We start from the raw sequence: 24,341 nt of genomic DNA, 5'->3' as shown, positions 1-24,341 counted from the left end.
GCCAATCATTAGGGGTTAAGACGATGCGATTGACGATCAAGACAAAGTTGGTGACTGCGTTCACCTTTATCATTCTCATGCTGATAGGTACCGCCGGCTACGGCATCTTCAGCCTCGGTTCGCTGAACGATACGATCGGCAATCTTCTTGCCGGTCCTGCCGCGCGCCTGGACCTCGCGCAGCAGATCAATATCGCCCAACTCGAAGCCATCCGCCAGCAGAAGAACCTTCTGACCGCGCGCAATGCCGATGACGCTTCCGGTGCAATCGAAAAGGGCAACCAGGCCCGCAAGGATTTTGCCGACGCCTTCGCCGCTGTGACGAAGCTTGCGACCGAGGAAGGCAAATCACGCTGGGATCGTGTTACCGAACTCTCCAAGTCCTTCAACCAGGCCGACGACCAGATTCGCGATTTCATGAAGGCCGGCAATATGGACGCCGCCAACAATATCTCGGTCACGACGGCTCGCCAGGCAGCCAACGATATCGACTCCGCTCTCGATGAAATTCTGACGCTCGAAAAACAGCGCATGAAGGATGCAGACGACAGCGCCGAACAGCAGTATGGCACGACGCGCACGATGATGATCGCGGTTGCCGCTGTGGCACTGCTGATCGCTGCCTTCACTGCCTTCTGGATCGCGAATACCATCAGCAAGGGTCTCAGCCGTGCCAACACTGTCGTCCGCGAAGTTGCCGAAGGCGACCTGACGAAGATGGCCGAAATTACCTCGCATGACGAAATCGGCGAACTGCTCGGCAACGTCAACGTCATGATCGAGCGCCTGCGTGGTGTCGTCGCCGACGCCCTGTCTGCCGCCGACAATGTCTCTTCGGGCAGCCAGGAACTGTCGGCCAGCTCCGAGCAGGTCTCGCAGGGTGCGACCGAACAGGCGGCTTCCGCTGAAGAGGCCTCCGCTTCGATGGAAGAGATGGCTGCGAACATCAAGCAGAATGCCGACAATGCCGCCCAGACCGAGAAGATCGCCCGCCAGTCCGCCAAGGATGCGGAAGCGTCCGGCGAGGCTGTGACACGCGCGGTCGAAGCGATGCGCACGATCGCCCAGAAGATCGGCATCGTTCAGGAAATCGCCCGCCAGACCGACCTCCTCGCTCTCAACGCTGCGGTCGAAGCAGCGCGTGCCGGCGAGCATGGCAAGGGTTTTGCGGTCGTCGCCTCGGAAGTCCGTAAGCTCGCAGAACGCAGCCAGTCTGCCGCTGCCGAGATCAGCTCGATGTCGGGCGATACCGTCAAGGCGGCAGCGGATGCCGGTGAAATGCTCGGCCGCCTGGTGCCCGATATCCGCAAGACCGCCGAACTCGTCTCCGAGATCAGCGCTGCCTGCCGCGAACAGGATATCGGTGCCTCGCAGATCAACGAAGCGATCCAGCAGCTCGACAAGGTGACCCAGCAGAATGCCGGGGCTTCGGAAGAAATGTCGGCGACCTCGGAAGAGCTTGCTGCACAGGCCGAGGAACTGCAGGCTTCGATCGCCTTCTTCAAGGTCGATACGGCAGGTGCGACCCGTGCTGGCGTAAAGAAGACCGCTGCGAAGACGACTGCCAAGGTGGTCAAGGCTCCGGCCGCCGCCCCGCGCAAGCCGGCTCCGGCCACGCATAGTAATAATCACGGCCATACGGTTTCCGCCCAGCAGGCACGTGCCAAGGGCTTTGCCCTGGATATGTCGATGGGCGGCCCGGATGCGGGCGACGACGACTTCCGCGAAAGCGCCTGAGCGCTTCGCTGATGTGAGAACCGCCGCGGACCTCCGGCCCGCGGCTTAGGAAATGCCCAACGTGTGTATGCGTTGGTATCGATCGGCAGATGTCCGCTTGCAGGCTTCAAGAGCAGGCGGAACATCAGGGCGTCCTTCCGAAAGGTGGGATCTTCCGCAGTCAGACGCGCTGCGGTTTTAAAGGCCGATCGTGAGCTCCGGCAGGGTCCGTGATGACGGGCATGCGGAACAAGCGACGATGATCTCCAGCAACCGAATAATTCTGCATGCATGCCGCCGTAAATGGCGGAATGACGGTCCATGCCCGGACGTCGCGCAATGCCCCGGATCTGTCGATTTAGCTCAAGGAAGTATTCAAATGCGCTTCACGATCAAACTGAAACTGGGCCTTGCTTTCGGCCTGATGACCCTTTTGCTGGTCGGTATTGCCGTTTACGGCAGCATGAGTCTCGGCACTCTGAACGACGCCAGCGGTGCAATGATCGACGGCTCCGTGCGCCGTCTCGAACTCGCGCTCACGGCCAATGTGGCCGAAGTCGACGCTATTCGCGCGCAGAAGAACGCTCTGCTTTCGACTGATCCGCAGACGACCGACGGTTTCTACAAGGAAGCCGATCAGAAGCTGCAGGCCATGCTTGAGACCGTGGGTCAGGGGTACGCAATCGCCTCGCCGGAAGGCAAGCCCTATTGGGAAAAGCTGCAGAGCCTCGGCGCGAAATTCCGCGAAAAGTCCGCTGAACTGCAACAGCTTGACGCCAAGGGCGATCAGGCCGGCGCTCAAGCTCTCTCGCTTGGCGAACTGCGCGAGATGACGAACGACATGGGCGAAGCAATTGCGGCCCTCGTCGAAATCCAGCGCAAGGGCATGAAGGCGACCAAGCAAGCCAACGACGATCTCTATAACTCCACCAAACTGATCCTCGGCACTGCCTCGGGAATCGCCGTGCTGATTGCGCTCGGTGCGGCTCTCTGGATCACGCTCGGCATCAACAACGGCCTGAAGAAGATTGCAACGGTCGCCAGGGCCGTTTCGATCGGCGATCTCGACCAGAATGTCGCCGTCAAGACGAATGACGAGATCAAGGATCTGATCGACACCGTCAACGTCATGACCGCCAATCTGCGGAATACGGCCGAGCTCGCAGACAAGATCGCCACCGGCGACCTGTCCGTTGATGCGAAGCCGCTGTCGGACAAGGACGCTCTCGGTATCGCGATGCGCAGCATGGTGACGAACCTGCGCACGACGGCCGAAGTGGCCGACCTCATCTCGAACGGCGACCTGACGGTCTCTCCGAAGCCGCTGTCCGACAAGGATACGCTCGGGATAGCCCTGGAACAGATGGTCGAGCGCCTGCGTGGTGTCGTGGCCGACGCAATCGCGGCTGCCGAGAATGTCTCTTCAGGCAGCCAGGAACTTTCAGCCAGCTCCGAGCAGGTCTCGCAGGGTGCGACTGAACAGGCGGCTTCGGCTGAAGAAGCCTCCGCTTCGATGGAGCAGATGGCCTCCAACATCAAGCAGAATGCCGACAATGCCGCCCAGACCGAGAAGATTGCCCGCCAGTCCGCCAAGGATGCAGAGACCTCTGGCGACGCTGTCAACCGTGCCGTTGCTGCGATGCGTACGATCGCCGAGAAGATTGGCATCGTTCAGGAAATCGCCCGTCAGACCGACCTGCTTGCCCTTAATGCCGCCGTCGAAGCTGCTCGTGCCGGTGAACACGGCAAGGGCTTCGCGGTCGTCGCCTCGGAAGTTCGCAAGCTGGCAGAACGCAGCCAGTCGGCAGCGGCTGAAATCTCGGCGATGTCCGGCGACACTGTGAAAGCAGCTCAGGACGCCGGCGACATGCTCGGCCGCCTGGTTCCGGATATCCGCAAGACTGCCGAACTGGTTTCGGAAATCAGTTCTGCCTGCCGCGAGCAGGATATCGGCGCTGCCCAGATCAACGAAGCGATCCAGCAGCTGGACAAGGTGACCCAGCAGAATGCGGGTGCTTCGGAAGAAATGTCGGCGACCTCCGAAGAACTGGCAACCCAGGCTGAGGAACTGCAGGCCTCGATCGCCTTCTTCAAGGTGGACATGGCCGGCAACCGCCTGTCCCGCACGCCGGCCGCCAAGGTCACGGTGCGCAGCCCGGCTCCGACCGGAGGTCGCAAGCCGGTCGCCAAGAAGACCACGGCTGCCAATTCGGTCGCCGGTCAGCAGGCACGCGCCAAGGGCTTTGCCCTGGATATGTCGATGGGTGGTCCTGACACCGCAGATGACGATTTCCGCGAAAGCGCCTGAGCGCTTTATCCCGCCAGGGGTTGCGCACGCAGCCCCTGGCACAAGCTTCCGGTGACCAGGAACGCCGGACGCAAGGCCGCAAAACCTTTGTGCGACCTGCCTTTTCCTACCGGAATGCCTGGCTGCATGACGCTGCAACAGGAACCATCGGTCCACGTTTATTACGTCGCTTTCAAATAGGGGTATTGCGATGCGTATCACGATCAAGCTCAAGCTCGCCGCCGCGTTCGGCTTCGTCATACTGTTGTTGGTAGGTAGTGCAGTCTTTGGAATTATAAGCCTCAGCTCGCTGAACGACGCCGTCGGCGACCTGATCTCAGGTCCATCAAAAAGACTGGAATTGGCTCTGGAAGCAAAAGCTGCCGAGCTCAATGCCATCAGATGGCAGAAGAACGCCCTTTTGGAAATGGATCCCGAAGCGGCCAGGAAGAACTACGAGAACTCGGCGAAGAGCATGGATGAAATGCTCACATTCGCGACAGGCGGCCAACAGCTCGCAACTGCTGATGGCAAGCCCACGTGGGACAGGCTGGTCGAGCTGGGCAAACGTTTCGCGGAAGGTTCCAACAAAGTTGCCTCCATCCAGGAAAGTGGCGACAGGGCAGCGGCCACGGCTTATTCCGGCGGAGAGGTCCGCGCCATCGTCACGGAACTGGAAGATGTCTTTACGACGCTCGTCGCACTTCAGCAGAAGTCGATGACCCAAGCCGACGACGATACGGAAATCCTCTATGGCAATACCAGAAACCTGCTGATCGGCATGGCTGTCGGCGCTTCCGTCATCGCTTTCGCTGCCGCGCTGTGGATCGCGCTCGGAATCAACAGCGGCCTGCGTAAGATCATGAACGTCGCCAGCGCGGTCGCCATCGGCGATCTGAACCAGAAGGTTGAGATCAGGAGCAATGACGAGATCAAGGACCTGGTGAACACGATCAACGTCATGACGGACAATCTGCGTAATACTGCTGGCATCGCAAACGAGATTTCGAACGGTGACCTCAGCGTCACACCGAAGCCTCTTTCCGACAAGGATACGCTCGGCATTGCCATGCTCGGCATGGTGAATAACCTGCGCTCTACTGCCGACGTTGCCAACCAGATCGCAGAAGGCGACCTCTCGGTCGACGTCAAGCCGCTTTCGACCAAGGATACGCTCGGCATCGCGATGCAAAGCATGGTCACCAATCTTCGCATCACTGCCGACATTGYCACGCAGATTGCTGCCGGCGACCTGACGGTTTCTCCGAAGCCGCTCTCGGCCAAGGATACACTCGGCACCGCGCTGGAGCAGATGGTGGAACGGTTGCGCGACGTCRTCGCAGACGCAATTGCGGCCGCCGAGAATGTTTCGGCCGGAAGCCAGGAACTTTCGGCGAGCTCCGAACAGGTATCGCAGGGCGCCACTGAGCAGGCTTCGGCGGCCGAAGAAGCCTCCTCTTCGATGGAAGAGATGGCAGCCAATATCAAACAGAACGCCGATAATGCCGCTCAGACGGAAAAGATCGCCCGTCAATCCGCAAAGGATGCGGAGATGAGCGGGAGTGCCGTTTCCCGCGCTGTCGAGGCCATGCGTACGATCGCCCAGAAGATCGGCATCGTTCAGGAAATCGCCCGCCAGACCGACCTTCTTGCTCTCAACGCTGCGGTCGAAGCAGCGCGTGCCGGCGAACACGGCAAAGGTTTTGCAGTCGTCGCTTCGGAAGTGCGCAAGCTTGCCGAGCGCAGCCAGTCGGCGGCAGCGGAAATCAGCGCCATGTCGATCGATACCGTCACGGCTGCCCAGGAAGCCGGGGACATGCTCGGCCGTTTGGTGCCTGACATCAGAAAGACTGCGGAACTCGTAGCGGAGATCAGCTCTGCATGCCGTGAGCAGGATGTCGGTGCGTCGCAGATCAACGAAGCGATCCAGCAGCTCGACAAGGTCACCCAGCAGAATGCGGGCGCTTCCGAGCAGATGTCTGCGACCTCCGAAGAGCTCGCCGCCCAGGCCGAGGAACTGCAGACATCGATTGCCTTCTTCAAGGTTGATACAGCGGGCGGCAAGGCAATGGCGACGAGTGGCCGCCAGGGCCGTACCCCGGCCGCCAAGGTGACCACGCGCAGCCCGGCTCCATCAGCAGCCCGCAAGCCGGCGGGTAAGGCGGCTCCTGCCAACGGCGTTGCCGCTCAGCAAGCCCGCGCCAAGGGTTTCGCCCTGGACATGTCCATGGGCGGGCCGGATACCGCGGACGACGATTTCCGCGAGAGCGCATAGGACTTTCCGACTTCGACAAGGGAGGGGCCGACCCAACGTGGCCCCTCCGACATCCGGCGATGTTCAAGCCGGTCTGTGCCGGATTTACCCGGTGACGCATGAAGCGTTTTTATCAGAGGCCCTGTTTCGCGGCACAGCCGCAGCCATTCTAAAAGAGGTTCGCAAATGCGCTTCACCATCAAACTGAAACTGGGCTTGGTCTTCGGTTTCATTGTTCTCCTGACCTGCGCCATGGCAGGTCTGTCGATCTACAATCTTTCGTCGCTCAACGACGACATCTCCGTCATGGTTGCCGGTCCGGTCGCCAACCTGCGCGACTCCGGTGATCTCTCCGATGCGGTCATGCGCTCGATCCGTTCCGAAAAGGACGCGATCATCAACACGGATCCGACCAAAATCGGCGGCTATGTCGATGAAATCTCGCAGCAGCGCGATGAGATCAAGACGCTGCAGGCCCGTCTTGCGACATCGCCCGATCCGGATATCCGCAACGGCATGACCCAGTTCGGCGATCTCTACAGCAGGTGGACGGCGCTGCAGGACCGTGTTGCCGATCTCGCCAAGCAGAATACCAATGAGTCCAATACCCAGGCTGGCACCATTTCCATGGGTGAGGGCCAGCAGGTCACGACGCAGCTTCTCGGCATTCTCGAAAAGCTGAACGACACGGTGACCGGCAATGTGGCCGAGACGGACTCAGCCACAAATGACCAATATGCCCAGTCGCGCAACGTGCTCGTGATGATGACGATCGGTCTGATCATCTTATCCTCCGCTGCCGCCATCTGGATACTGCTCAATATCTCCCGTGGCCTCAAGCGTGCGGTTCAACTTGCGGATGCCGTCAGCATCGGCGATCTCGAACAGGACATCGAGCACAAGAGCAACGACGAAATCCGCGACCTGGTCAATTCCATGACGAGGATGACCGGCAACCTGCGTAACACGGCACAGATCGCCAACCAGATCTCGAACGGCGACCTGACTGTCTCACCGAAGCCTCTCTCCGAAAAGGATACGCTCGGTATCGCTCTGGAGCAGATGGTGGAGCGCCTGCGTGGTGTCGTCGCCGATGCGATCGCCGCTGCGGAAAACGTCTCGTCCGGCAGCCAGGAACTCTCGGCGAGCTCCGAGCAGGTTTCCCAAGGCGCGACAGAACAGGCAGCCTCCGCTGAGCAGGCCTCCTCCTCAATGGAAGAGATGGCTTCCAATATCAAACAGAACGCCGACAACGCTGCCCAGACTGAGAAGATTGCTCGCCAGTCCGCCAAGGATGCGGAGAATTCCGGTGAAGCGGTCAACCGTGCTGTCGCTGCCATGCGTACGATCGCCGAGAAGATCGGCATCGTTCAGGAAATCGCTCGCCAGACGGACCTGCTTGCTCTGAACGCCGCCGTCGAAGCTGCCCGTGCCGGCGAACACGGCAAGGGCTTCGCGGTCGTCGCCTCGGAAGTCCGCAAACTTGCAGAACGCAGCCAGTCGGCCGCCGCTGAAATCTCTGCCATGTCCGGCGATACGGTGAAGGCGGCACAGGATGCAGGTGAAATGCTTGGCCGCCTGGTTCCGGATATCCGCAAGACTGCGGAACTCGTCGCCGAGATCAGCTCGGCCTGCCGCGAGCAGGATGTGGGTGCCTCGCAGATCAACGAAGCGATCCAGCAGCTCGACAAGGTGACGCAGCAGAATGCGGGTGCCTCCGAAGAGATGTCGGCAACCTCTGAAGAGCTCGCCACGCAGGCTGAGGAACTGCAGGCCTCGATCGCCTTCTTCAAGGTGGATATGGCCGGGAACCGCCTGTCCCGCGCTCCAGCCGCCAAGGTTACGGTGCGCACGCCGCTTCCGACCGGAGGCCGCAAGCCGCTCGCCAAGAAGACCGGGGCTGCCAATTCGGTCGCCGGTCAGCAGGCCCGGGCGAAGGGCTTTGCCCTCGACCTCTCCATGGGTGGCCCCGACGACGGGGATGCCGAGTTCAAAGAAAGCGCCTGAGCATTCGGGTCCTTTCAATCTGTTAACAGGCGTCCCCGATAATGGGGACGCTCGAATCCAAGGAAAGCGGTTGATCATGGCAACAACATCTCTGGAAGCTCAATTCGTGACCTTCAGCCTCGGCGAGGAGATCTTCGCCGTTCCGGTGGAGGTGGTGCGCGAAATCCTCGACTATGCGGAAGCATTCAAGATTCCGAATGRCCCCGACTATCTGCTCGGCCTGCGCGATGTGCGCGGCCAGGGTGTGCCGACGATCGATCTGCGCCTGAAGCTCGGCATGTCGAAGACCGTGCCGACGTCACATACGCGCGTGCTCGTTCTCGACGTTCCGATGGAAAGCCGTCTTCTGACGCTCGGCCTCGTCGCCGACCGCGTTTTCGAAGTGACGCCGTTTCGCCGCGACCAGATCGAAGCCGCGCCCGATATTGGCGTGCGCTGGCGGTCGGACTACATCGCTGGCGTCGTGCGCCGTGAGAACGGATTCGTCGTTATCGTCGATCTTGCCCGGCTTCTGTCGCGCGAAGACGCCTCTGTCCTGCAATCGGCCGCTTGAGGCCTTAATACCTATCCGGAGCGTCGCGTTTTATGAGTATGGCAGCGGTAGAAACCCAATTGCCGGGTGACAGGATCAGCAAGCGTAACTTCGACAAGCTGGCACGGTTCATCTATGACTATAGCGGCATCAAGATGCCGCCGACGAAACTGACGATGCTGGAGGGCCGCCTGCGCCGCCGTCTGCGCGCCACGCGTCACTCGAGCTTCGACGATTATTGCGATTTCCTGTTCAACGACGGCGGGCTCGATCAGGAGACCGTCTATCTGATCGACGTCGTGACGACCAACAAGACCGACTTCTTCCGGGAAGCCAAGCATTTCGAATATATGCAGACGGTTGCCCTGCCGGCGCTTGCCGACAGCGGCGTGCGAACCGTTCGCACATGGAGTTCGGCATGTTCGACCGGCGCAGAGCCCTACACCATGGCGATGGTGCTGGCGGAGTTCGTCGAGAGCCGTAGCGATCTCTCCTACAGCGTGTTGGCGACCGATCTCTCCACCGATGTGCTGCAGACCGCGCGCAGGGGTATTTATGCGGAAGATCTGGTCGCTCCGGTGCCGCGCGACCTGCAGAAGAAGTATGTCATGGTGGCCAAGCAGCAGGGCCGACGCGATGTTCGCATCTCACCGAAACTGCGCAGCCGCGTCGGCTTCGCCCGCATGAACCTGATGGACGAAAAATATCCTGTTGGTGACATGATGCATCTGATCTTTTGCCGCAACGTGCTGATCTACTTCGACAAGCAGACGCAGGCGGGTGTTCTCACCCGTCTCTGCGATTGCCTCGCGAAGGGTGGTTACATGTTTATCGGCCACTCGGAATCGATCACCGGCTTCGATCTTCCCTTGAAGCAGGTTTCGAATACGGTGTTCCAGCGCATCTGAGAGGATCCTATGGCCAAAAAAGTCCGCGTCCTCATCATCGACGATTCTGCCAGTGTCCGGCAGACGCTGACACGGGTTCTGGAAGAAGACCCGGAGATCGAGGTCATGGGCGTCGCCTCCGATCCGTTCATGGCGGCGCGCAAGATCCAGGAAGAGATTCCCGACGTCATCACGCTCGATGTCGAGATGCCGCGCATGGATGGAATCACGTTTCTGCGCAAGCTCATGTCACAGCGGCCCATCCCCGTCGTCATGTGTTCCTCGCTGACGGAAGCAGGTTCGGAGACGTTGCTTCAGGCGCTGGAGGCCGGCGCTGTCGATGTCATCCTGAAATCGAAGATCGGTGCAGCCGACAGTCTCGCCGACGATGCGATGCGTATCCGTGAAGTGGTCAAGAGCGCTTCACATGCGCGGCTTGCCAATGTGCGCCGCGCTGCGGGCAGCGTCCGTTCGGCTTCGGCGGAAGGGCCGGCCAAGAAGCTGACGGCCGATGCGATGCTGCCGCCGCCAACCGGCCGGGCCATGGCAAAGACGACGGAAATGGTCGTTTGCGTGGGCGCCTCGACGGGCGGGACGGAAGCCCTGCGCGAATTTCTGGAGGCGCTGCCGGCCAATGCGCCGGGCATGGTGATCGTCCAACACATGCCGGAAAAATTCACAGCGGCTTTCGCCAAGCGCCTAAACGGTCTCTGCGAAGTCGAAGTCAAGGAAGCAGCCGACGGCGATCCGGTGCTGCGCGGTCATGTGCTGATCGCGCCCGGCGACAAGCATATGCTGCTGGAGCGGCAGGGTGCGCGCTATTACGTGTCGGTAAAATCCGGACCACTGGTTTCCCGCCACCGCCCGTCCGTCGATGTGCTCTTCCGCTCCGCTGCCCGTTCGGCCGGCTCGAACGGGATGGGCATCATTATGACAGGAATGGGAGATGATGGTGCGCGCGGCATGCTGGAAATGCATCAGACCGGCGCCTATACCGTCGCACAGGACGAAGCGACCTCGGTCGTTTTTGGCATGCCGAAGGAAGCGATTGCCAAGGGCGGCGTCGACCGTATTCTGCCGCTTGACCAGATCGCCCGCGAAGTGTTGATCACTCAGCAGAAGTCCTGAGCTTCCAACGTGAAGCCCTTGTATGGCGGCGCAGATGCGCCGCCATTTGCTTTCTGTTAGGCGAGATAGCCGCCATCGATCGTCAGGCTGGCGCCGGTGATGAAAGAGGCTTCGGGGCTGGCCAGGTAGGCGGCGAAACTTGCGATTTCCTTGTCTTCACCAAGGCGGCCAAGCGCCATCAATTGTTGCAGCATCTCGTTGCTCTTCTCGTTCGGATTCATATCGGTCGCAGTCGGGCCGGGCTGGATATTGTTGACGGTGATGCCGCGCGGACCGAGATCTCGGGCAAGGCCGCGCGTCATGGCAGCGACGGCGCCCTTGGTCATGGAATAGACCGAGGAGGTCGGAAAACCGCTTCGCTCGGCGACGATGCTGCCGATGGTGATGATGCGCGCGCCTGCTTTCATGTGGCGTGCGGCCGCCTGCGTACCGGCAAAGACGGCGCGCACATTAACCGCGAACATGCGGTCGAAATCCTCGAGGGGAAAATCATCGACCGGGTTCAGCATCAGGATCCCCGCATTGTTGACGAGAATATCGACGCCGCCGAATGTCGAGACGGTCTGTTCGACCGCATTTTGAACGGCTTTCGGATCACCGCTGTCCGCCTGGATGGCCAGCGCCTTGCCGCCCTTTGCTTCGATATCGGCAACGATGGCCTTCGCCTTGTCGCCGGAAGCCGAATAGGTGAAGGCGACGGTCGCGCCGTCGCTGCTGAGACGGCGGACGATTGCGGCGCCAATACCGCGTGAGCCGCCGGTGACGAGGGCGATCTTGCCGGAAAGTGGCTGGGACATTGTAGTTTCCTTTCTGTTTTTGGACTGTTTAGTCTAGAATTAAGCACGCCAAATTGCGGTTAGGAGTGGTGTTGCTTTAGCGGAGGCTTCGAACAGCGAGGCGCGCTATGCCGAGGAGCGTTTCGGGGGAGGCGCCGTTACGGGCACTGACTTTCATGCCTGACAAGGTCGAGCCGAGAAATTGAACGGCGTCGGTCGTATCGACATCATCGGCGACTTCGCCCCGCTTCTTGCCTTCTTCCAGGATCGACCGCATGGCGGCGGCAAGCAGGCGTGATGCCTTGTCGGTCAGTGCCGAGACTGCACTGTCGGTGCGTCCGAACTCGCAGACGGCGCTGACGCCGAGGCAGCCGCGACCGGCTTCGGTCTCGGGGCGGGACGCGAAGGCAATGAGCGTCTCTTCCAAGGCTTTCAACGGTGTCGTATCGCGGCGCAGATCGGCCACGAGTTGAGAGACGCTGTCGAGATTGTAGCGGTCGAGCGCTGCCAGATAGAGGCTGCGCTTGTCGCCGAACGTGTCATACATGCTTTGGCGGCTGATCTTCATGGCCGACAGCAAAGCATCCGTCGACGTGCCCTCGTAACCGTGTTCGGTAAACAGGGTAATGGCCGCCTTGAGTGCGGTGTCGCGATCGAATTCCTTGTGTCTTGCCATAAGGGCTAAATAGGGTTTCCAGACTGATCTGTCCAGAATTATTTTGGGCTACTATGCATGCTGCAATCCTGCCATGCGGCAATCCCCTTGAAATTTCCGTGATTTTGTGGTCTTGAGGCCGCCAATCTATGCAGCGCTGTCGCTTCCGGCGTTCAGGGACATACCCCGCCCCTGACAGCGCGTCCCGTATTATCCAAGGAAAATGTTCACATGGCCCGTTCAGCTCTTCTCAATGTCATGGTTCAGGCTGCCATCAAGGCAGGCAAGTCGCTGGGGCGTGATTTCGGTGAAGTGCAGAACCTGCAGGTGTCCGTGAAGGGACCGGGCGACTTCGTCTCGAATGCGGATCGCAAGGCCGAGAAGATCGTCAAGGAAGAGCTTCTCAAGGCTCGTCCCACCTATGGTTTCCTCGGCGAGGAGAGCGAAGAGATCAAGGGCACGGATGGCGCGCATCGCTGGATCGTCGATCCGCTCGACGGCACGACGAATTTCCTGCACGGCATTCCCGCTTTTGCAGTTTCCATCGCGCTCGAGCGCAACAATGAGATCGTCGCAGGCGTGGTCTTCAATCCGGCAACGGACGAGCTCTATACCGCCGAGCGCGGCGGTGGCGCATTCCTGAACGATCGCCGGCTGCGGGTCGCCTCGCGCCGGGTGCTCTCCGACAGCGTCATCGCTTGCGGTGGACCGCATCTCGGCAGCAGCAACCACGGGAAATTCCTGATCGAGCTTCGCCACGTGATGGGCGAGGTCGCCGGCATCCGTCGCATGGGTGCGGCCTCGCTCGATCTTGCCTATGTGGCGGCCGGCCGTTTTGACGGGTTCTGGGAAACGGCGCTGTTGCCCTGGGACATGGCGGCCGGCATTCTGCTTATCCGCGAAGCGGGCGGTTTTGCGACCGACTGGGATGGCGGCACGTCAATCCTCGAGACCGGCGCGATCATCGCCGGCAATGAGCACATCCACAAGGCCCTGACGGAAGTCGTCAAGCGGCCCGTTCCGACCCGTTGACGCGCGTCGGAAACAGCCTGTTGTAAAGTCCCGCTTTTCGGCATCGCATACTTCAATTCGGCGCAATGTTGATCTAGTCTCCGGCTGCGATGAGTCCGGAGGCCCAGGAATCTATGGAAAATGTGAATGCGGCCGAGTTCGGCTCCACTGAGAAGACGGCCGGTGGCTACGCCTACAAACTCTCCAGTCCCATGTCGTTCTTCTGGACGATGGTGTTGTTCCTTATCATCGTGGGCTTCATAGCGGCGATCCTGTTCCGGCAGACACAGACCGCCTTCATGCATAATCCGGGCCTCAACGGTCTCATCGTCGGCGTTCTTGCTGTTGGAATTATTCTCGTTTTCAATCATGTGCTGTCGCTTCGCCCGGAAGTGCGCTGGTTCAATTCCTTTCGCGCAGCAGGCAGCGCCGACAAGGTGAACCGCAATCCGCGGCTCCTTGCACCGATGCGGGCGCTGATCGGCAATCGCAAGTCCGCGGTTGCATTGTCGACCACGGCGTTGCGCTCGATTCTGGACTCGATCGCCAATCGTCTCGACGAATCGCGGGACGTTTCGCGTTATCTCATAGGCCTGCTCGTCTTCCTCGGCCTGCTCGGCACCTTCTGGGGTCTCATCGGCACGATCGGATCGATCAGCTCGGTCATCCAGTCGCTCGATGCCGGCTCGAACGGCACGGGTGATGTGCTTTCGACGCTCAAGGAAGGGCTTGCCACGCCCCTTTCAGGCATGGGCCAGGCCTTCTCGTCATCACTTCTCGGCCTCTCGGGTTCGCTGATCCTCGGCTTCCTCGATCTGCAGGCCGGCCGCGCGCAGAACCGTTTCTACATGGAGCTGGAAAACTGGCTCTCCTCGGTTACCGATGTCGGCTCGGACATTCCGGTGTCTGCATTCGACGGAGTTTCCGGCGGCTCGTCGGAAGATATGAAGGCGCTGTCGGAATATCTGCGCAAGGTTGCCGAAGGGGACGGCCCGTCCAGCCAACGGTCGGTCGCGGCCATGGCGAGCCTCGCCGAAGGCATTCAGGGCCTCGTCAAGAACATGCGTAACGAGCAGCAGATGCTGCGCGACTGGATCGAGGTGCAGCAGGACGAGGCGAAGGCGATGCGCCGCACGCTCGACCGACTGGCTGAGCGCATCGGCGTGCAGGACCGCGGCAGCGAGAGAGCGCGTGAGCGGTCCAGCCAGGTCGAAAAAAGCGAGGGCAAGTAAGCCATGCCTCTTGCCCGCAACCGCCGCCACCAACGTGCGGTGGATTACTGGCCGGGCTTCGTCGACGCGCTGTCGACGCTGCTCATCGCCATCATGTTCATCCTCACGGTCTTCGTCGTCGGCCAATTCATTCTCAGCCGCGAAATCAGCGGCCGCGACGAGGTGCTGACGCGCCTGAACGGCCAGATCAACGAGCTGACGCAGTTGCTGGCTCTTGAAAAAGGCAGCAATCAAGACCTTCAGGATTCCGTCGCCAATTTGCAGGCTTCACTTGCATCAGCCGAGGGGGATCGCTCGCGGCTGCAGGCGCTGCTCAGTGCCGGAACCGGCGGCCAGGATGTGGCAAAGCAGCAGATCGGTACGCTGACGCAGGCTCTCGATGAGCAGAAGCAGGTAAGCGACCGCGCTCTCAGCCAGGTCGATCTTCTCAACCAGCAGATCGCCGCGCTGCGCAGCCAGATCGCTGCTGTCGAGGCCGCGCTGCAAGCCTCCGAGCAGAAGGATCAAACTTCGCAGACAAAGATCGCCGATCTCGGCCGTCGCCTGAACGTGGCGCTGGCCGCGCGCGTGCAGGAACTCAACCGCTACCGGTCTGACTTCTTCGGGCGTCTGCGCGAAATTCTGTCCGACCGAGAAAACATCCGCGTCGTCGGTGACCGTTTCGTCTTCCAGTCGGAAGTGCTGTTTCCGTCTGGCGGAGCCGACCTCAATCCGGATGGCCAAACGGAAATGGCAAAGCTTGCCGCCGCCTTGCTCGACCTCGCCAAGGAAATTCCACCTGAGATCAACTGGGTGCTGCGCGTCGACGGACATACGGACAATGTCGCGCTGTCAGGCTCAGGCCGGTACCGCGACAACTGGGAGCTTTCGTCGGCTCGCGCAACCTCTGTCGTGAAGTTCCTGATCGCGCAGGGCGTGCCAGCCGACCGGCTTGTGGCCGCAGGTTTCGGCGAGTTCCAGCCTATTGCGCCCGGCGATACGCCGGATGCGCGTGCCACGAACCGCCGCATCGAGCTCAAGCTTACCGAGAAATAACGGTCTGAAGTCTGCCGGTGAGGAAGGTGCGGACGGCGGGACTGTCGCTCAGGCCGATCGCGATCCTGTAGGCTTCCATCGCGGCATCATTTTCACCGAGTTCGGAGAGCAGATGCGCGCGCACCGCCCAATAGGGCTGGTAGCTGGCAATGGCACGTTGCTCCAGCCTGTCCAGTAAAACCAGGGCCGGGGCCGCGCCTTCGACCCTGCCGATGACGGCGGCGTGGCTGACCTTCGCGCCGAGTGTCGGTTTCATGGCAATCAGCGCCCGATAGAGCGCGACGAGAGCTTCCCAGTCCGTTGCCGCCGTCCGTCGGCGTGTGGCGTGGACGGATTGAATGGCCGCCTGGCACTGAAACGGACCGAAGCGGTCTAAAGCGCCGGCCTTGCGAAGCAGCGTATCGGCTTCCGCCATCGTGATCTCGTTCCAGAGGCGGGTATCCTGCTCCTCGAGCGGTCTATAGACGCCGTCGGCATCACGCCGCGCGTGTCTTCTTGACTCGCAATAAAGCATCAGCGCGAGTAACCCCATGACCTCCGGCTCTTCCGGCAGAATTGTCATGAGTGCACGGCCAAGCCAGATCGCCTCGCCGGTCAGGCCAATGCGACTGTCCTGCTCGCCATCGAGCCCGTCCCAACCCAAGCCATAGGCGGCATAGATTGCCGAAAGCACACCCGCCAGTCGCTCCGGGAGGATATGCCGATCAGGAATGGCGAAGGGAATGCCGGCATCGCGAATCTTGATTTTGGCCCGCACCAGACGCTGGCTCATGGCATCCGGAGAGACGACAAAGGCTTGGGCGATCGTCTTTGCGTCAATACCGAGCACTGTCTGAAGCATGAGGGGTGTGTGGATGGACCCGTCGATTGCCGGGTGCGTACAGGCAAAAAGAAGCTTCAGCCGTTCATCGGGGAAGACTGCGTTTTGCGCATCATTCATACGCTCCTCGGCTTCTTCGAAGGCCAGCGCAATGGTCTCGCTGGCATTGTCGCGCACGGTTCGATGGCGCGCAGCCTGCATGAGGTTGCGACGGGCTGCGGTGAGCAGCCAGCCCTCGGGATTGTCGGGAACGCCACGCTCCGGCCAGACCCGCAACGCGGCCGCCAGGGCATCGGACAGGGCATCCTCCGCTGCCGGAACGTTGCGGGAGCGGGCGGCAAGAAAGGCGATGAGCTTGCCGTAGGAGTGGCGCGCCMCCTTTTCGGCGGCGCGATCCGAATCTGATATCACAACGGCCTCACGCGACCTGCAACCGGGGCCGTATTTCAACCGAGCCTTGTTCGGAAACGGGAACGCGTGTGGCCCATTCGAGCGCGGCATCGAGATCCGGCACCTCGATCACATAGAAGCCGCCGAGTTGTTCCTTGCCTTCCGGATAGGGACCATCCTGCACATCATGGTCCTCGCCCTTGCGGCGCACGATCGTGCCTGTCTCAGGCGGGGTCAGGCCGGCACCGGCGGTCAAGATCCCGGCCTGTACCAATGTTTTGGTATAGGCCGTCCAGCCGTCGCGGTAGGCGGGGTCGCCGCGACGGACAAAATCTTCTGCGGATTCACGGATGATAAGCGCATATTGCATCGGAAACTCCTGATCCTCTGATGGTGTTTGACCGGGCAAGCAGCATGTAAGGCCGAATTTGCCCATGCTGCAATGTTCCCGCGGCGCGGCCTCATGCCGTTCCGAAACAATGAGGTCTCAGTCGTCCCCATTTCGACATTGCGGTCGAAAAAAATCGATCAAGGAGAAATGTGCGCGAAAAATACGCTGAGCGGGAAGTGCTGGAGGCGACTGATGCCGCCTCCGCTCCCGGTCAAGCTTCCGCCTTTGTCTGGTCCACCACATCCGCGCCAGGCGAATTCTTCTTGATGGATTCGATGGCGTTCACTGCGGATGCTTTCGCCTTGTAACCTTCGGACGAGAACATGGTCTCGCCGTTCGAAGCCTTGAAGCGGAAGCGGAATTCACCGGCCTTATCCTTGTAAACTTCAAATCTGTACATGGATCCCTCCTGGTAAGCTGAAATCGTGCATCAGCCTTTCGAAAGCTAGCCCAGAATTGCGAGCTTTTCCACTACCTTAATTAGAATTCAATTGCATGGCGTCCAATTGCCGCCGGTTGGATTGAGCGCAAGAGAAGGAGAGGAGAACGGCACGCTATCTGCTCTTGTTGCAATCACTCCATCTGGATATGGGCGCCGTCGACGACCGGTTTCCATTTCGCAAGCTCGGCCTTCACATGGGCGCCGAGTTCTTCCGGCGTGGAGCCGACGATCGTTGCGCTGAACTCCTTCATGCGCCCGGCAACGGCCGGATCGATTAGTGCCTTGTTTGCCGAGGCGTTGAGCCGGCTGACAATATCGGCCGGTGTCTTGGCCGGCGCAAACAGCGCATTCCACGTGTAAGTCTCATATCCGGGAATGCCGGATTCGGCGATGGTCGGAACATCGGGGAAAGACGGTGCGCGCTCGGCGGTCGTCACGGCCAGGGCCCTCAGCGTACCGGCCTTGATGTGGCTCGACGACGAGGGCAGGTTGTCGAACATGATCGGCACCTGATTGCCGATGACGTCATTCAGCGCCGGTCCCGCTCCCTTATAGGGAATATGCTGCATGTCTACGCCGGCCATGCTCTTGAAGAGTTCGCCGGAAAGATGCAGCGGCGTGCCGTTGCCGGATGAGGCATAGCTGTATTTGTCCGGATCGGCCTTCAGAAGCGCGATCAGTTCCTGCACATTCTTTGCGGGCAGTTCCGGATTGACGACCAGCACGTTCGGAACGACCACGAGCAACGAGATCGGCGCGAAATCCTTCTCGGCATCATAGGGCGTCGATTTCAGGATCAGTGGATTGAGAGCGTGGGTCGCAACGGTGCCCATCAGGATCGTATAGCCGTCCGGTTCGGCGCGCGCGACGTTGTCAGCGCCGAGATTGCCGCCGGCACCCGCAACGTTCTGCACGATGACCTGCTGGCCGAGGTCTTCGGACATTTTCTGCGCGACGATGCGGGCGACGACATCAGTCGAACCACCGGCGGCGAAGGGCACGATCATGGTGATCGAGCGATCCGGAAAGCTCTGGGCCGATGCGACAGTGCCTGCGGCAGCGGCCAGCAGACCAAGGCCCAGCACCAGGCTCGCGCGACTGACAATATTGGAAAGCGCCATTCGAATCCCCTCCCATAGATTTCAACAGCAAAGACCCCACTCCTGGGCATAGGGAGGTTAGGGCAGGTTGCGGCAAAGGCAACCGCTGGCGGGGAGTGTGCCGATCAGACTTTAGTCGCTATGCAATGGGGGCAGCTTATTTGGCGGCCGCCAATACGTCCTCGTTGGCCGCATCGAATTGCAGCCGGGCGAGCTTCGCATAGATGCCGCCGTGGCGGATCAGGCTCTGGTGCGTGCCTTCCTCGACGACGCGGCCCTGGTCCATGACGAGAATGCGGTCAGCCTTCAACACTGTGGCTAGGCGGTGGGCGATGACAAGCGTAGTGCGGCCCTGCATGAGCCCGTCCAGGGCCCTCTGGACCAGCGTTTCGCTCTCGGCATCGAGGGCCGATGTCGCCTCGTCCAGAAGCAGGATGGGTGCGTTCTTCAGGATTGCGCGGGCAATAGCGATGCGCTGGCGCTGGCCGCCGGACAGGGTAATGCCGCGTTCACCGACCTCAGTGTCGTAACCCTTTTCCAGCCTGTTAATGAATTCATCGGCCTGGGCCGCCATTGCGGCAGCGCGCACCTCGTCGCGCGTGGCGCCTTGAAAGCCGAACGCGATATTATCGTGGATCGAAGCTGCGAAGATGGTGACATCCTGCGGCACGATGGCGATGCGCTGGCGCAATGCGTCCGGATCTGCCTGGCGGGCGTCGATGCCATCGATCTTTACCCCACCCTGTTGCGGATCGTAGAAGCGCAACAGGAGAGAGAAGACGGTGCTTTTACCGGCGCCGGATGCGCCGACGATCGCGACCGTTTCCCCCGGCTGCACTGTGAGATCAAGGCCATGCAGCGCCGATCTGCCGGGGCGGGACGGATAGGCGAAATGCACGCCATCGAATTCCACGCGCCCCTGGGCGGGCGAGGGGAGAGGCTGTGGGTTCGCGGGAGCGGCAATCGGCGAAACCTCGTCAAGAAGTTCTGTCAGCCGGTCGGCCGCGCCCGCAGCCTGCGAAAGCTCCCCCCAGACCTCCGACAATGCGCCGAGCGAGCCGGCTGCGATAACCGCATAGAGCAGGAACTGGCCGAGCGTGCCGGCCGAAAGCGTGCCGGCGAGCACGCTATGGGCTCCAAACCAGAGAACGGCGACCACGCTGCCGAAGATCAGGGTGATGGCAATGCCTGTCAGCAGGGCGCGGGAGGATACGGCGGAACGTGCCGCCTGATAGGCGGATTCGACTACCGAGCCATAACGATCGGCGGCCGCGACCTCGGCGTTGAAGGCCTGTACAGTGCGGGTTGCGGCGATCGTCTCATTGGCGAAGGCAGAGGCTTCGGCCAGCGTATCCTGCGCCGCGCGGGAGCGCTTGCGCACCGATCGCCCGCCGGCGACCAGCGGAAAGACGATGACCGGGATCGCGATGATGACGAGGCTCGAGAGCTTCGGCGAGGTGATGATCATCATGCCGAGCGCAYCGATGCAGAGGATCAGGTTGCGGAGCGCCACGGAAGCCGTGGCGCCGACGGCGGATTTGATCTGCGTCGTATCAGCCGTCAGCCGCGAGACGATCTCGCCCGACTGGTTGACGTCGAAGAACGAAGGTGAGAGCCGTGTGACATGCGCAAAGACATCGCGGCGGAGATCCGCAACGATGCGTTCGCCGATGGTAATGACGAAATAATAGCGAAGAGCGCTGGCGACGGCGAGTGCGATGGCCATCATCATCAGCATGGCAAAATAGCTGTTGATGAAGGTACCATCGGCCTGGGTAAAGCCGTGGTCGATCATGCGGCGCACGGCAAGCGGTATGGCAAGCGATGTGACGGCGGCGAGCGCCAGCGAGATCAGAGCGCCCGCGACCAAGCCGCGATAACGTGCCACATAGGGTGTCAGCCTGCCGAGCGGTCTTAGCGAACGCGACTTCTTCTCCCCAAGTTCTGCCTGCTCTGCCAAATCGTCTCCGATCGCCGTCAAGACCGCGTATTGCGGCTTCGTTGGCCCTTGTTATCCTGGCGCCCTTCATGTATAGGCACCGCATCCTAATGGGAAGCCGTAGCCTTCACGACTGCGGCTTCATTTATTCAATCGGTTCTTTCCCCGCAACTGTCTGCGGCAAATTGAACCTCGGCATCGCAGGAAGATTGTCATGAAGGAAGGCATCCATCCCGACTACCACGTCATCAAGGTAGTCATGACCGATGGCACCGAGTACGAAACCCGCTCGACCTGGGGTTCGGAAGGTGCTGTCATGAACCTCGAAATCGACTCCAAGTCGCATCCGGCCTGGACCGGCGGTAATCAGCAGCTGATGGACCGCGGCGGTCGTGTTTCGAAGTTCAACAAGCGTTTCGGCGGCCTCGGCCTCTAATTCGTTTCCGGTTACGCGGAACATTCAAAAGCCCGGTCTTGTGCCGGGCTTTCTGTTTTGTGGGCCTATACCGGTGAGCAAACAAAAAACCGGCCGCGTTGCCGCAACCGGTTTTCATAAAATTCTATGATGCCAGATCAGTTGTTGCCGAAGGCCGTCTGCAGCAGGGAAAGCTGGGCCTGGACGCTGTTCTGGTTGTCGGGAACGATCGCAGCTTCCGACGGGCGATAGATTTCGCGGTCGAGCAGAGCGATGCGGTTCTGCAGGCGAAGCGAACGTTCAACGAGGTCGCGGAAAGATTCCGGCAGGTCACCCCAACCCGGTGCGTTGCGGTCAACGTTGAAGCCGTCGAGGCGAACCTTGTTCTTTTCCGTCAGAACCTGATCGCGGGACATTTCGCCATTGTTGACAGCGCGCTGCAGGAGCAGCCAGGATGCCATCTGCATGAGGCGCGTGGTCAGGCGCATCGATTCAGCAGCGTAAAGGACCGAGGCCATGCGCGGCAGCACCTTGGCAGCTGCGCGGCCCTGGCCGTCGAGGTAGGATGCTGTTTCTTCGACGAGCGACATTCCCTCGGCATACAGCGTCTTGAACTGCGAGGATGCGGCAGCGCGACCCGCAAAACTGATCGTATTCAATCCAAGTTCCGACATCTCAAGAATCCCTGTTGCACGCATCTACTATCAGGTAACGCCGGTTTCCGTGGAAAAGTYTCCCAGGCCGGTCTTTATGATTTCAAGATGGTAGCTTTAACCTAAATGCGCAAGCCGTTTCTTAAGAAAAGGTTAATCTCCACAGTTTCGTGGAAAGGAGTAGGGCAGCGCAAAAAGAAGAGCCGCAAAAGCGGCTCTCAAGGTAAAACAGGGAGAAAAATCAGACCAATTCACCGCTTGGAAAACTGTCTGAGGTCCAGAAAGATCTGAACGGTATGAGTAATATCTTATAAAGCTTAATTTTTTATTAATATCGTCCCAATTTAAGACTTACCGAAAGTAATTTCGAAGCAATAGTTGCATGTCCACAGTCTTATGATCGGAAAAGGCCTTCGGCGGCAATCCGGCCGGACGCCTTCTTGGCGGCCTCGGCTTCAAGCCGCGCGATCTCGGTTTTCAAGAGTTCCACGCGCGCCTTCAACTCGTCCACCGAGAGCATGGAGAGATCGGAGCCGATCTCGTGTGCGATCTTCTTCTGCGGTCTGTCGTCGTCCATGAAGCTCATCGTCGCTCCTCCTTTAAACCGTGTTGCAATCTCCAGGATTCGCTTCCACGCTTTCTGTTTCAAGCATGTCGCTATCGCAAAACCGCTGCACAGTTTTGCGCGACACGCTTCAGTTCGTCAGCCGAACTTTACAGCAGGATCGCCGCTTTCGGGAGGCTTGTTGGAGCCGCGATCGGCAAGCGACATGCTTTGTGGCGTGAGCGTGGGAGATGTTGCTGTCGGGATCGTTGTATAGGCGTCGCGGTCGCTCGCCGGAATGGCTGCGCGAATGCGGCTTCTGATGATGGCGTAGGCGGTGATCAGAAGGTGGGCGAGCGCCGTTACCAGGAAGAGCGCATGCGGGCTGATGATGGACATGACCGGGCCGCCGATCGTCGGGCCGATGACGGTGCCGATGCCGTAAAGCAGCAGCAAGCCGCCCGAGACCTTCACGAAATCCTCCGATGAGGCAAAGTCGTTCGCGTGGGCAACCGCGATTGGATAGAGCGTGTTGGCGACTGCGCCGTAGAGAATGACTAGGCCGATCAGAAAAGCGGGGGAGGAAGGGTGCAGCAGGAAGATCAGCAGGCCGGCAAGGGCTGCGATGGCCGACATGGCGGCCAGCACGTAACGGCGGTCGATGCGGTCGGAGAGGCGCCCGGCCGGAAGCTGCATTATGGCGCCGGCAAAGATGGTGGCACTCATCATCACCGCAATCGAGGTATCGGAGAGGCCGGCACCCGCGCCGAAGACGGCGCCGAGCGTACCATAGGCGCCGTTGGCGATGCCGACGAGCAGGATGCCAAGGCAGGAGACGGGCGAATTGCGATAGAGCGCCGGCAGGTCGAGTTTCACTGCCTTCAGCGGCTGTGGCGAAGCGGCGGTCGAAAGCGTCGTCGGCAGCATGGCGATGCAGTAGAAAATGCCGCAGATCATGAAGAGTACCGGCGTGCGCACGTCTTCCAGCGGGATCATCAACTGACCACCCACGACGCCGAGCAGGGTGATGCCGATATAGAGCGAGAAGATCGCGCCGCGGCTTTCATTGCTCGCCCGCTCGTTCAGCCAGCTTTCGATGATCATCGAGGTGCCGGCGGTTGAGAAGCCGGTGACGGCGCGCAGAATAACCCACCAGACCGGATCGATGACTATGCCACTCACCAGCGCTATGATGGCGATAATGGCGATAAAGCCGGAGAAGGCGCGGACATGGCCGACACGGCGCACCATCTTCGGGGCGACAAGGCAGCCGATGACAAAGCCCGCTGCCCATGACGTTCCGAGCAGGCCGAGCGTGGTCGTTGCATAGCCTTCGAGATTTCCGCGTACGGGAAGCAGAATGCCCTGCAATCCATTGCCCATGAAGAGGAAGAGCGTGCCAAAGAGCAGCRCAGCGACGGACAGCAGATTTCTTGTCATATCCCCAGACTCGGCGTGTTCGCTTTGAAAAGGACATAAGGCGAGACCTGTATCCGCCCAGTCCATAAGAATGTTGATTGTGCCCCGGAATGCCTTTACGGCGTGTAGATATTCTCTGTTCGCGTGAAAAAATGTCCGTCCTGTGACATTCTGATAGATGGAAAAAATAAAGCCATGACAAAGCTGATAGCTTTGCTGCTCATCCTTGCCATGGCAATCCAGATCATCAAGCTGCTCGGCTATCCGGGGCTGCGCCGCCGGATGGATTTCTGGAAGATCGCACTGATTGCCTTTGCCATCTGGGCGGTGGCACTGCTAGCGCGCGACTTCCTGGTGCAATAGGCAGGTTCAGTCCCGCAGGATGATCTCGCCTTTCATGACCGGCACACAGCTTCCGGAGATCGTCACGTCGGTGACGGTTCCGGCTCTCTTGACGACATCAAGTTCGATGATGCTGCGCCGGCCCATTTCGACGCCCTGTTCGATCGTTACGTGCTGGCTGATGTCAGCTTCCGGCAGCAACGAGACGAGATAGGCGGAAAGGGCTGCCGATGCGCTGCCGGTCGCCGGGTCTTCGATGACGTTGTCCAGCGGYGCGAACATGCGGGCGCGGATCTTCCAAGGTATCACCGCCGAGCGAACATAAAGGAACAGGGAGAAATCATGGCTGCCGGTTACAGACTTGGCC

At 60.3% G+C, this 24,341-nt stretch carries 22 protein-coding genes and 1 pseudogene; 12 read left to right on the top strand and 11 right to left on the bottom strand.

The window, feature by feature from the left end:
- Positions 1–23: 23 nt before the first annotated feature.
- The 7 genes and pseudogenes from AC1D35_RS03930 (at position 24) to AC1D35_RS03900 (ending at position 10,810) form a co-directional block, all read left to right on the top strand.
- Complete coding sequence (locus AC1D35_RS03930; RefSeq protein WP_113296111.1) at positions 24–1,736, top strand: methyl-accepting chemotaxis protein; 1,713 nt, start codon at positions 24–26, stop codon at positions 1,734–1,736.
- A 358-nt stretch (positions 1,737–2,094) separates the two neighbouring features.
- Positions 2,095–4,023: a methyl-accepting chemotaxis protein gene (locus tag AC1D35_RS03925; protein WP_113310280.1), complete on the top strand. Its 1,929-nt coding sequence runs from the start codon at positions 2,095–2,097 to the stop codon at positions 4,021–4,023.
- A 784-nt stretch (positions 4,024–4,807) separates the two neighbouring features.
- Positions 4,808–6,277, top strand: a pseudogene (locus AC1D35_RS03920) (methyl-accepting chemotaxis protein); the annotation flags it as partial.
- Between the two features lie 165 nt (positions 6,278–6,442).
- Positions 6,443–8,263: a methyl-accepting chemotaxis protein gene (locus AC1D35_RS03915; RefSeq protein WP_113310278.1), complete on the top strand. Its 1,821-nt coding sequence runs from the start codon at positions 6,443–6,445 to the stop codon at positions 8,261–8,263.
- A gap of 76 nt (positions 8,264–8,339) precedes the next feature.
- On the top strand, positions 8,340–8,816 hold the full coding sequence (locus AC1D35_RS03910; RefSeq protein WP_477938230.1) for a chemotaxis protein CheW: 477 nt from the start codon (positions 8,340–8,342) through the stop codon (positions 8,814–8,816).
- 32 nt (positions 8,817–8,848) lie between these two features.
- Complete coding sequence (locus AC1D35_RS03905) at positions 8,849–9,703, top strand: CheR family methyltransferase (RefSeq protein ID WP_113296116.1); 855 nt, start codon at positions 8,849–8,851, stop codon at positions 9,701–9,703.
- Positions 9,704–9,712: 9 nt separating this feature from the next.
- Positions 9,713–10,810: a protein-glutamate methylesterase/protein-glutamine glutaminase gene (locus tag AC1D35_RS03900; RefSeq protein ID WP_113310277.1), complete on the top strand. Its 1,098-nt coding sequence runs from the start codon at positions 9,713–9,715 to the stop codon at positions 10,808–10,810.
- 56 nt (positions 10,811–10,866) lie between these two features.
- Here the strand turns inward: AC1D35_RS03900 and AC1D35_RS03895 are convergent, their stop codons facing one another.
- Complete coding sequence (locus AC1D35_RS03895) at positions 10,867–11,607, bottom strand: 3-oxoacyl-ACP reductase family protein (RefSeq protein ID WP_113310276.1); 741 nt, start codon at positions 11,605–11,607, stop codon at positions 10,867–10,869.
- A gap of 76 nt (positions 11,608–11,683) precedes the next feature.
- Positions 11,684–12,262, bottom strand: a complete 579-nt coding sequence (locus AC1D35_RS03890; RefSeq protein WP_113310275.1) for a TetR/AcrR family transcriptional regulator — start codon at positions 12,260–12,262, stop codon at positions 11,684–11,686.
- A 210-nt stretch (positions 12,263–12,472) separates the two neighbouring features.
- On the opposite strand from AC1D35_RS03890, the gene AC1D35_RS03885 reads away from it, so the two are divergent.
- The 3 genes from AC1D35_RS03885 (at position 12,473) to AC1D35_RS03875 (ending at position 15,519) form a co-directional block, all read left to right on the top strand.
- The gene (locus tag AC1D35_RS03885) at positions 12,473–13,273 is read left to right on the top strand and encodes an inositol monophosphatase family protein (RefSeq protein WP_113295345.1); all 801 of its coding nucleotides are present in this window, start codon (positions 12,473–12,475) and stop codon (positions 13,271–13,273) included.
- A 113-nt stretch (positions 13,274–13,386) separates the two neighbouring features.
- Positions 13,387–14,484, top strand: coding sequence for a MotA/TolQ/ExbB proton channel family protein (locus AC1D35_RS03880; RefSeq protein WP_113295346.1), 1,098 nt, complete (start codon positions 13,387–13,389; stop codon positions 14,482–14,484).
- A gap of 3 nt (positions 14,485–14,487) precedes the next feature.
- Positions 14,488–15,519 (top strand): peptidoglycan -binding protein, encoded by a 1,032-nt coding sequence (locus tag AC1D35_RS03875; RefSeq protein WP_113295347.1) that lies wholly within the window; start codon positions 14,488–14,490, stop codon positions 15,517–15,519.
- Here the strand turns inward: AC1D35_RS03875 and AC1D35_RS03870 are convergent.
- The 5 genes from AC1D35_RS03870 to AC1D35_RS03850 form a co-directional block, all read right to left on the bottom strand.
- Positions 15,506–16,750: an RNA polymerase sigma factor gene (locus AC1D35_RS03870; RefSeq protein WP_477938229.1), complete on the bottom strand. Its 1,245-nt coding sequence runs from the start codon at positions 16,748–16,750 to the stop codon at positions 15,506–15,508. The two genes, AC1D35_RS03875 and AC1D35_RS03870, sit on opposite strands and share 14 nt — an antisense overlap.
- Before the next feature lie 7 nt (positions 16,751–16,757).
- Positions 16,758–17,099, bottom strand: a complete 342-nt coding sequence (locus AC1D35_RS03865) for a YciI family protein (protein ID WP_113310273.1) — start codon at positions 17,097–17,099, stop codon at positions 16,758–16,760.
- A 232-nt stretch (positions 17,100–17,331) separates the two neighbouring features.
- On the bottom strand, positions 17,332–17,520 hold the full coding sequence (locus AC1D35_RS03860) for a YegP family protein (RefSeq protein ID WP_113295350.1): 189 nt from the start codon (positions 17,518–17,520) through the stop codon (positions 17,332–17,334).
- Positions 17,521–17,693: 173 nt separating this feature from the next.
- A complete protein-coding gene (locus tag AC1D35_RS03855; RefSeq protein ID WP_113310272.1) occupies positions 17,694–18,683 on the bottom strand; it encodes a tripartite tricarboxylate transporter substrate binding protein in 990 nt (329 codons plus the stop codon).
- Between the two features lie 136 nt (positions 18,684–18,819).
- Positions 18,820–20,622: an ABC transporter transmembrane domain-containing protein gene (locus AC1D35_RS03850; protein ID WP_477938228.1), complete on the bottom strand. Its 1,803-nt coding sequence runs from the start codon at positions 20,620–20,622 to the stop codon at positions 18,820–18,822.
- A 193-nt stretch (positions 20,623–20,815) separates the two neighbouring features.
- On the opposite strand from AC1D35_RS03850, the gene rpmE reads away from it, so the two are divergent.
- A complete protein-coding gene (gene rpmE / locus AC1D35_RS03845; protein ID WP_007826526.1) occupies positions 20,816–21,037 on the top strand; it encodes a 50S ribosomal protein L31 in 222 nt (73 codons plus the stop codon).
- Positions 21,038–21,174: 137 nt separating this feature from the next.
- Here the strand turns inward: rpmE and rcdA are convergent, their stop codons facing one another.
- The 3 genes from rcdA to AC1D35_RS03830 all read right to left on the bottom strand — a co-directional run bounded on the left by rcdA (position 21,175) and on the right by AC1D35_RS03830 (position 23,653).
- Positions 21,175–21,690 (bottom strand): protease adaptor protein RcdA, encoded by a 516-nt coding sequence (gene rcdA / locus AC1D35_RS03840; RefSeq protein WP_113310398.1) that lies wholly within the window; start codon positions 21,688–21,690, stop codon positions 21,175–21,177.
- Between the two features lie 373 nt (positions 21,691–22,063).
- Positions 22,064–22,255: a DUF1192 domain-containing protein gene (locus AC1D35_RS03835; protein WP_113295352.1), complete on the bottom strand. Its 192-nt coding sequence runs from the start codon at positions 22,253–22,255 to the stop codon at positions 22,064–22,066.
- A gap of 117 nt (positions 22,256–22,372) precedes the next feature.
- Positions 22,373–23,653, bottom strand: coding sequence for an MFS transporter (locus AC1D35_RS03830; protein ID WP_477938227.1), 1,281 nt, complete (start codon positions 23,651–23,653; stop codon positions 22,373–22,375).
- A 174-nt stretch (positions 23,654–23,827) separates the two neighbouring features.
- On the opposite strand from AC1D35_RS03830, the gene AC1D35_RS03825 reads away from it, so the two are divergent.
- Positions 23,828–23,995 (top strand): hypothetical protein, encoded by a 168-nt coding sequence (locus AC1D35_RS03825; RefSeq protein WP_477938226.1) that lies wholly within the window; start codon positions 23,828–23,830, stop codon positions 23,993–23,995.
- A 6-nt stretch (positions 23,996–24,001) separates the two neighbouring features.
- Here the strand turns inward: AC1D35_RS03825 and AC1D35_RS03820 are convergent.
- Positions 24,002–24,341: PhzF family phenazine biosynthesis isomerase (locus AC1D35_RS03820; RefSeq protein ID WP_477938225.1), on the bottom strand; the 340-nt coding region annotated here is incomplete at its 5' end.

It is taken from the genome of Rhizobium sp. P1_E6, from assembly GCF_056405875.1.
The sequence above is the reverse complement of the archived record's forward strand: the minus strand, read 5'-3'. Positions and strand labels throughout refer to the sequence as shown.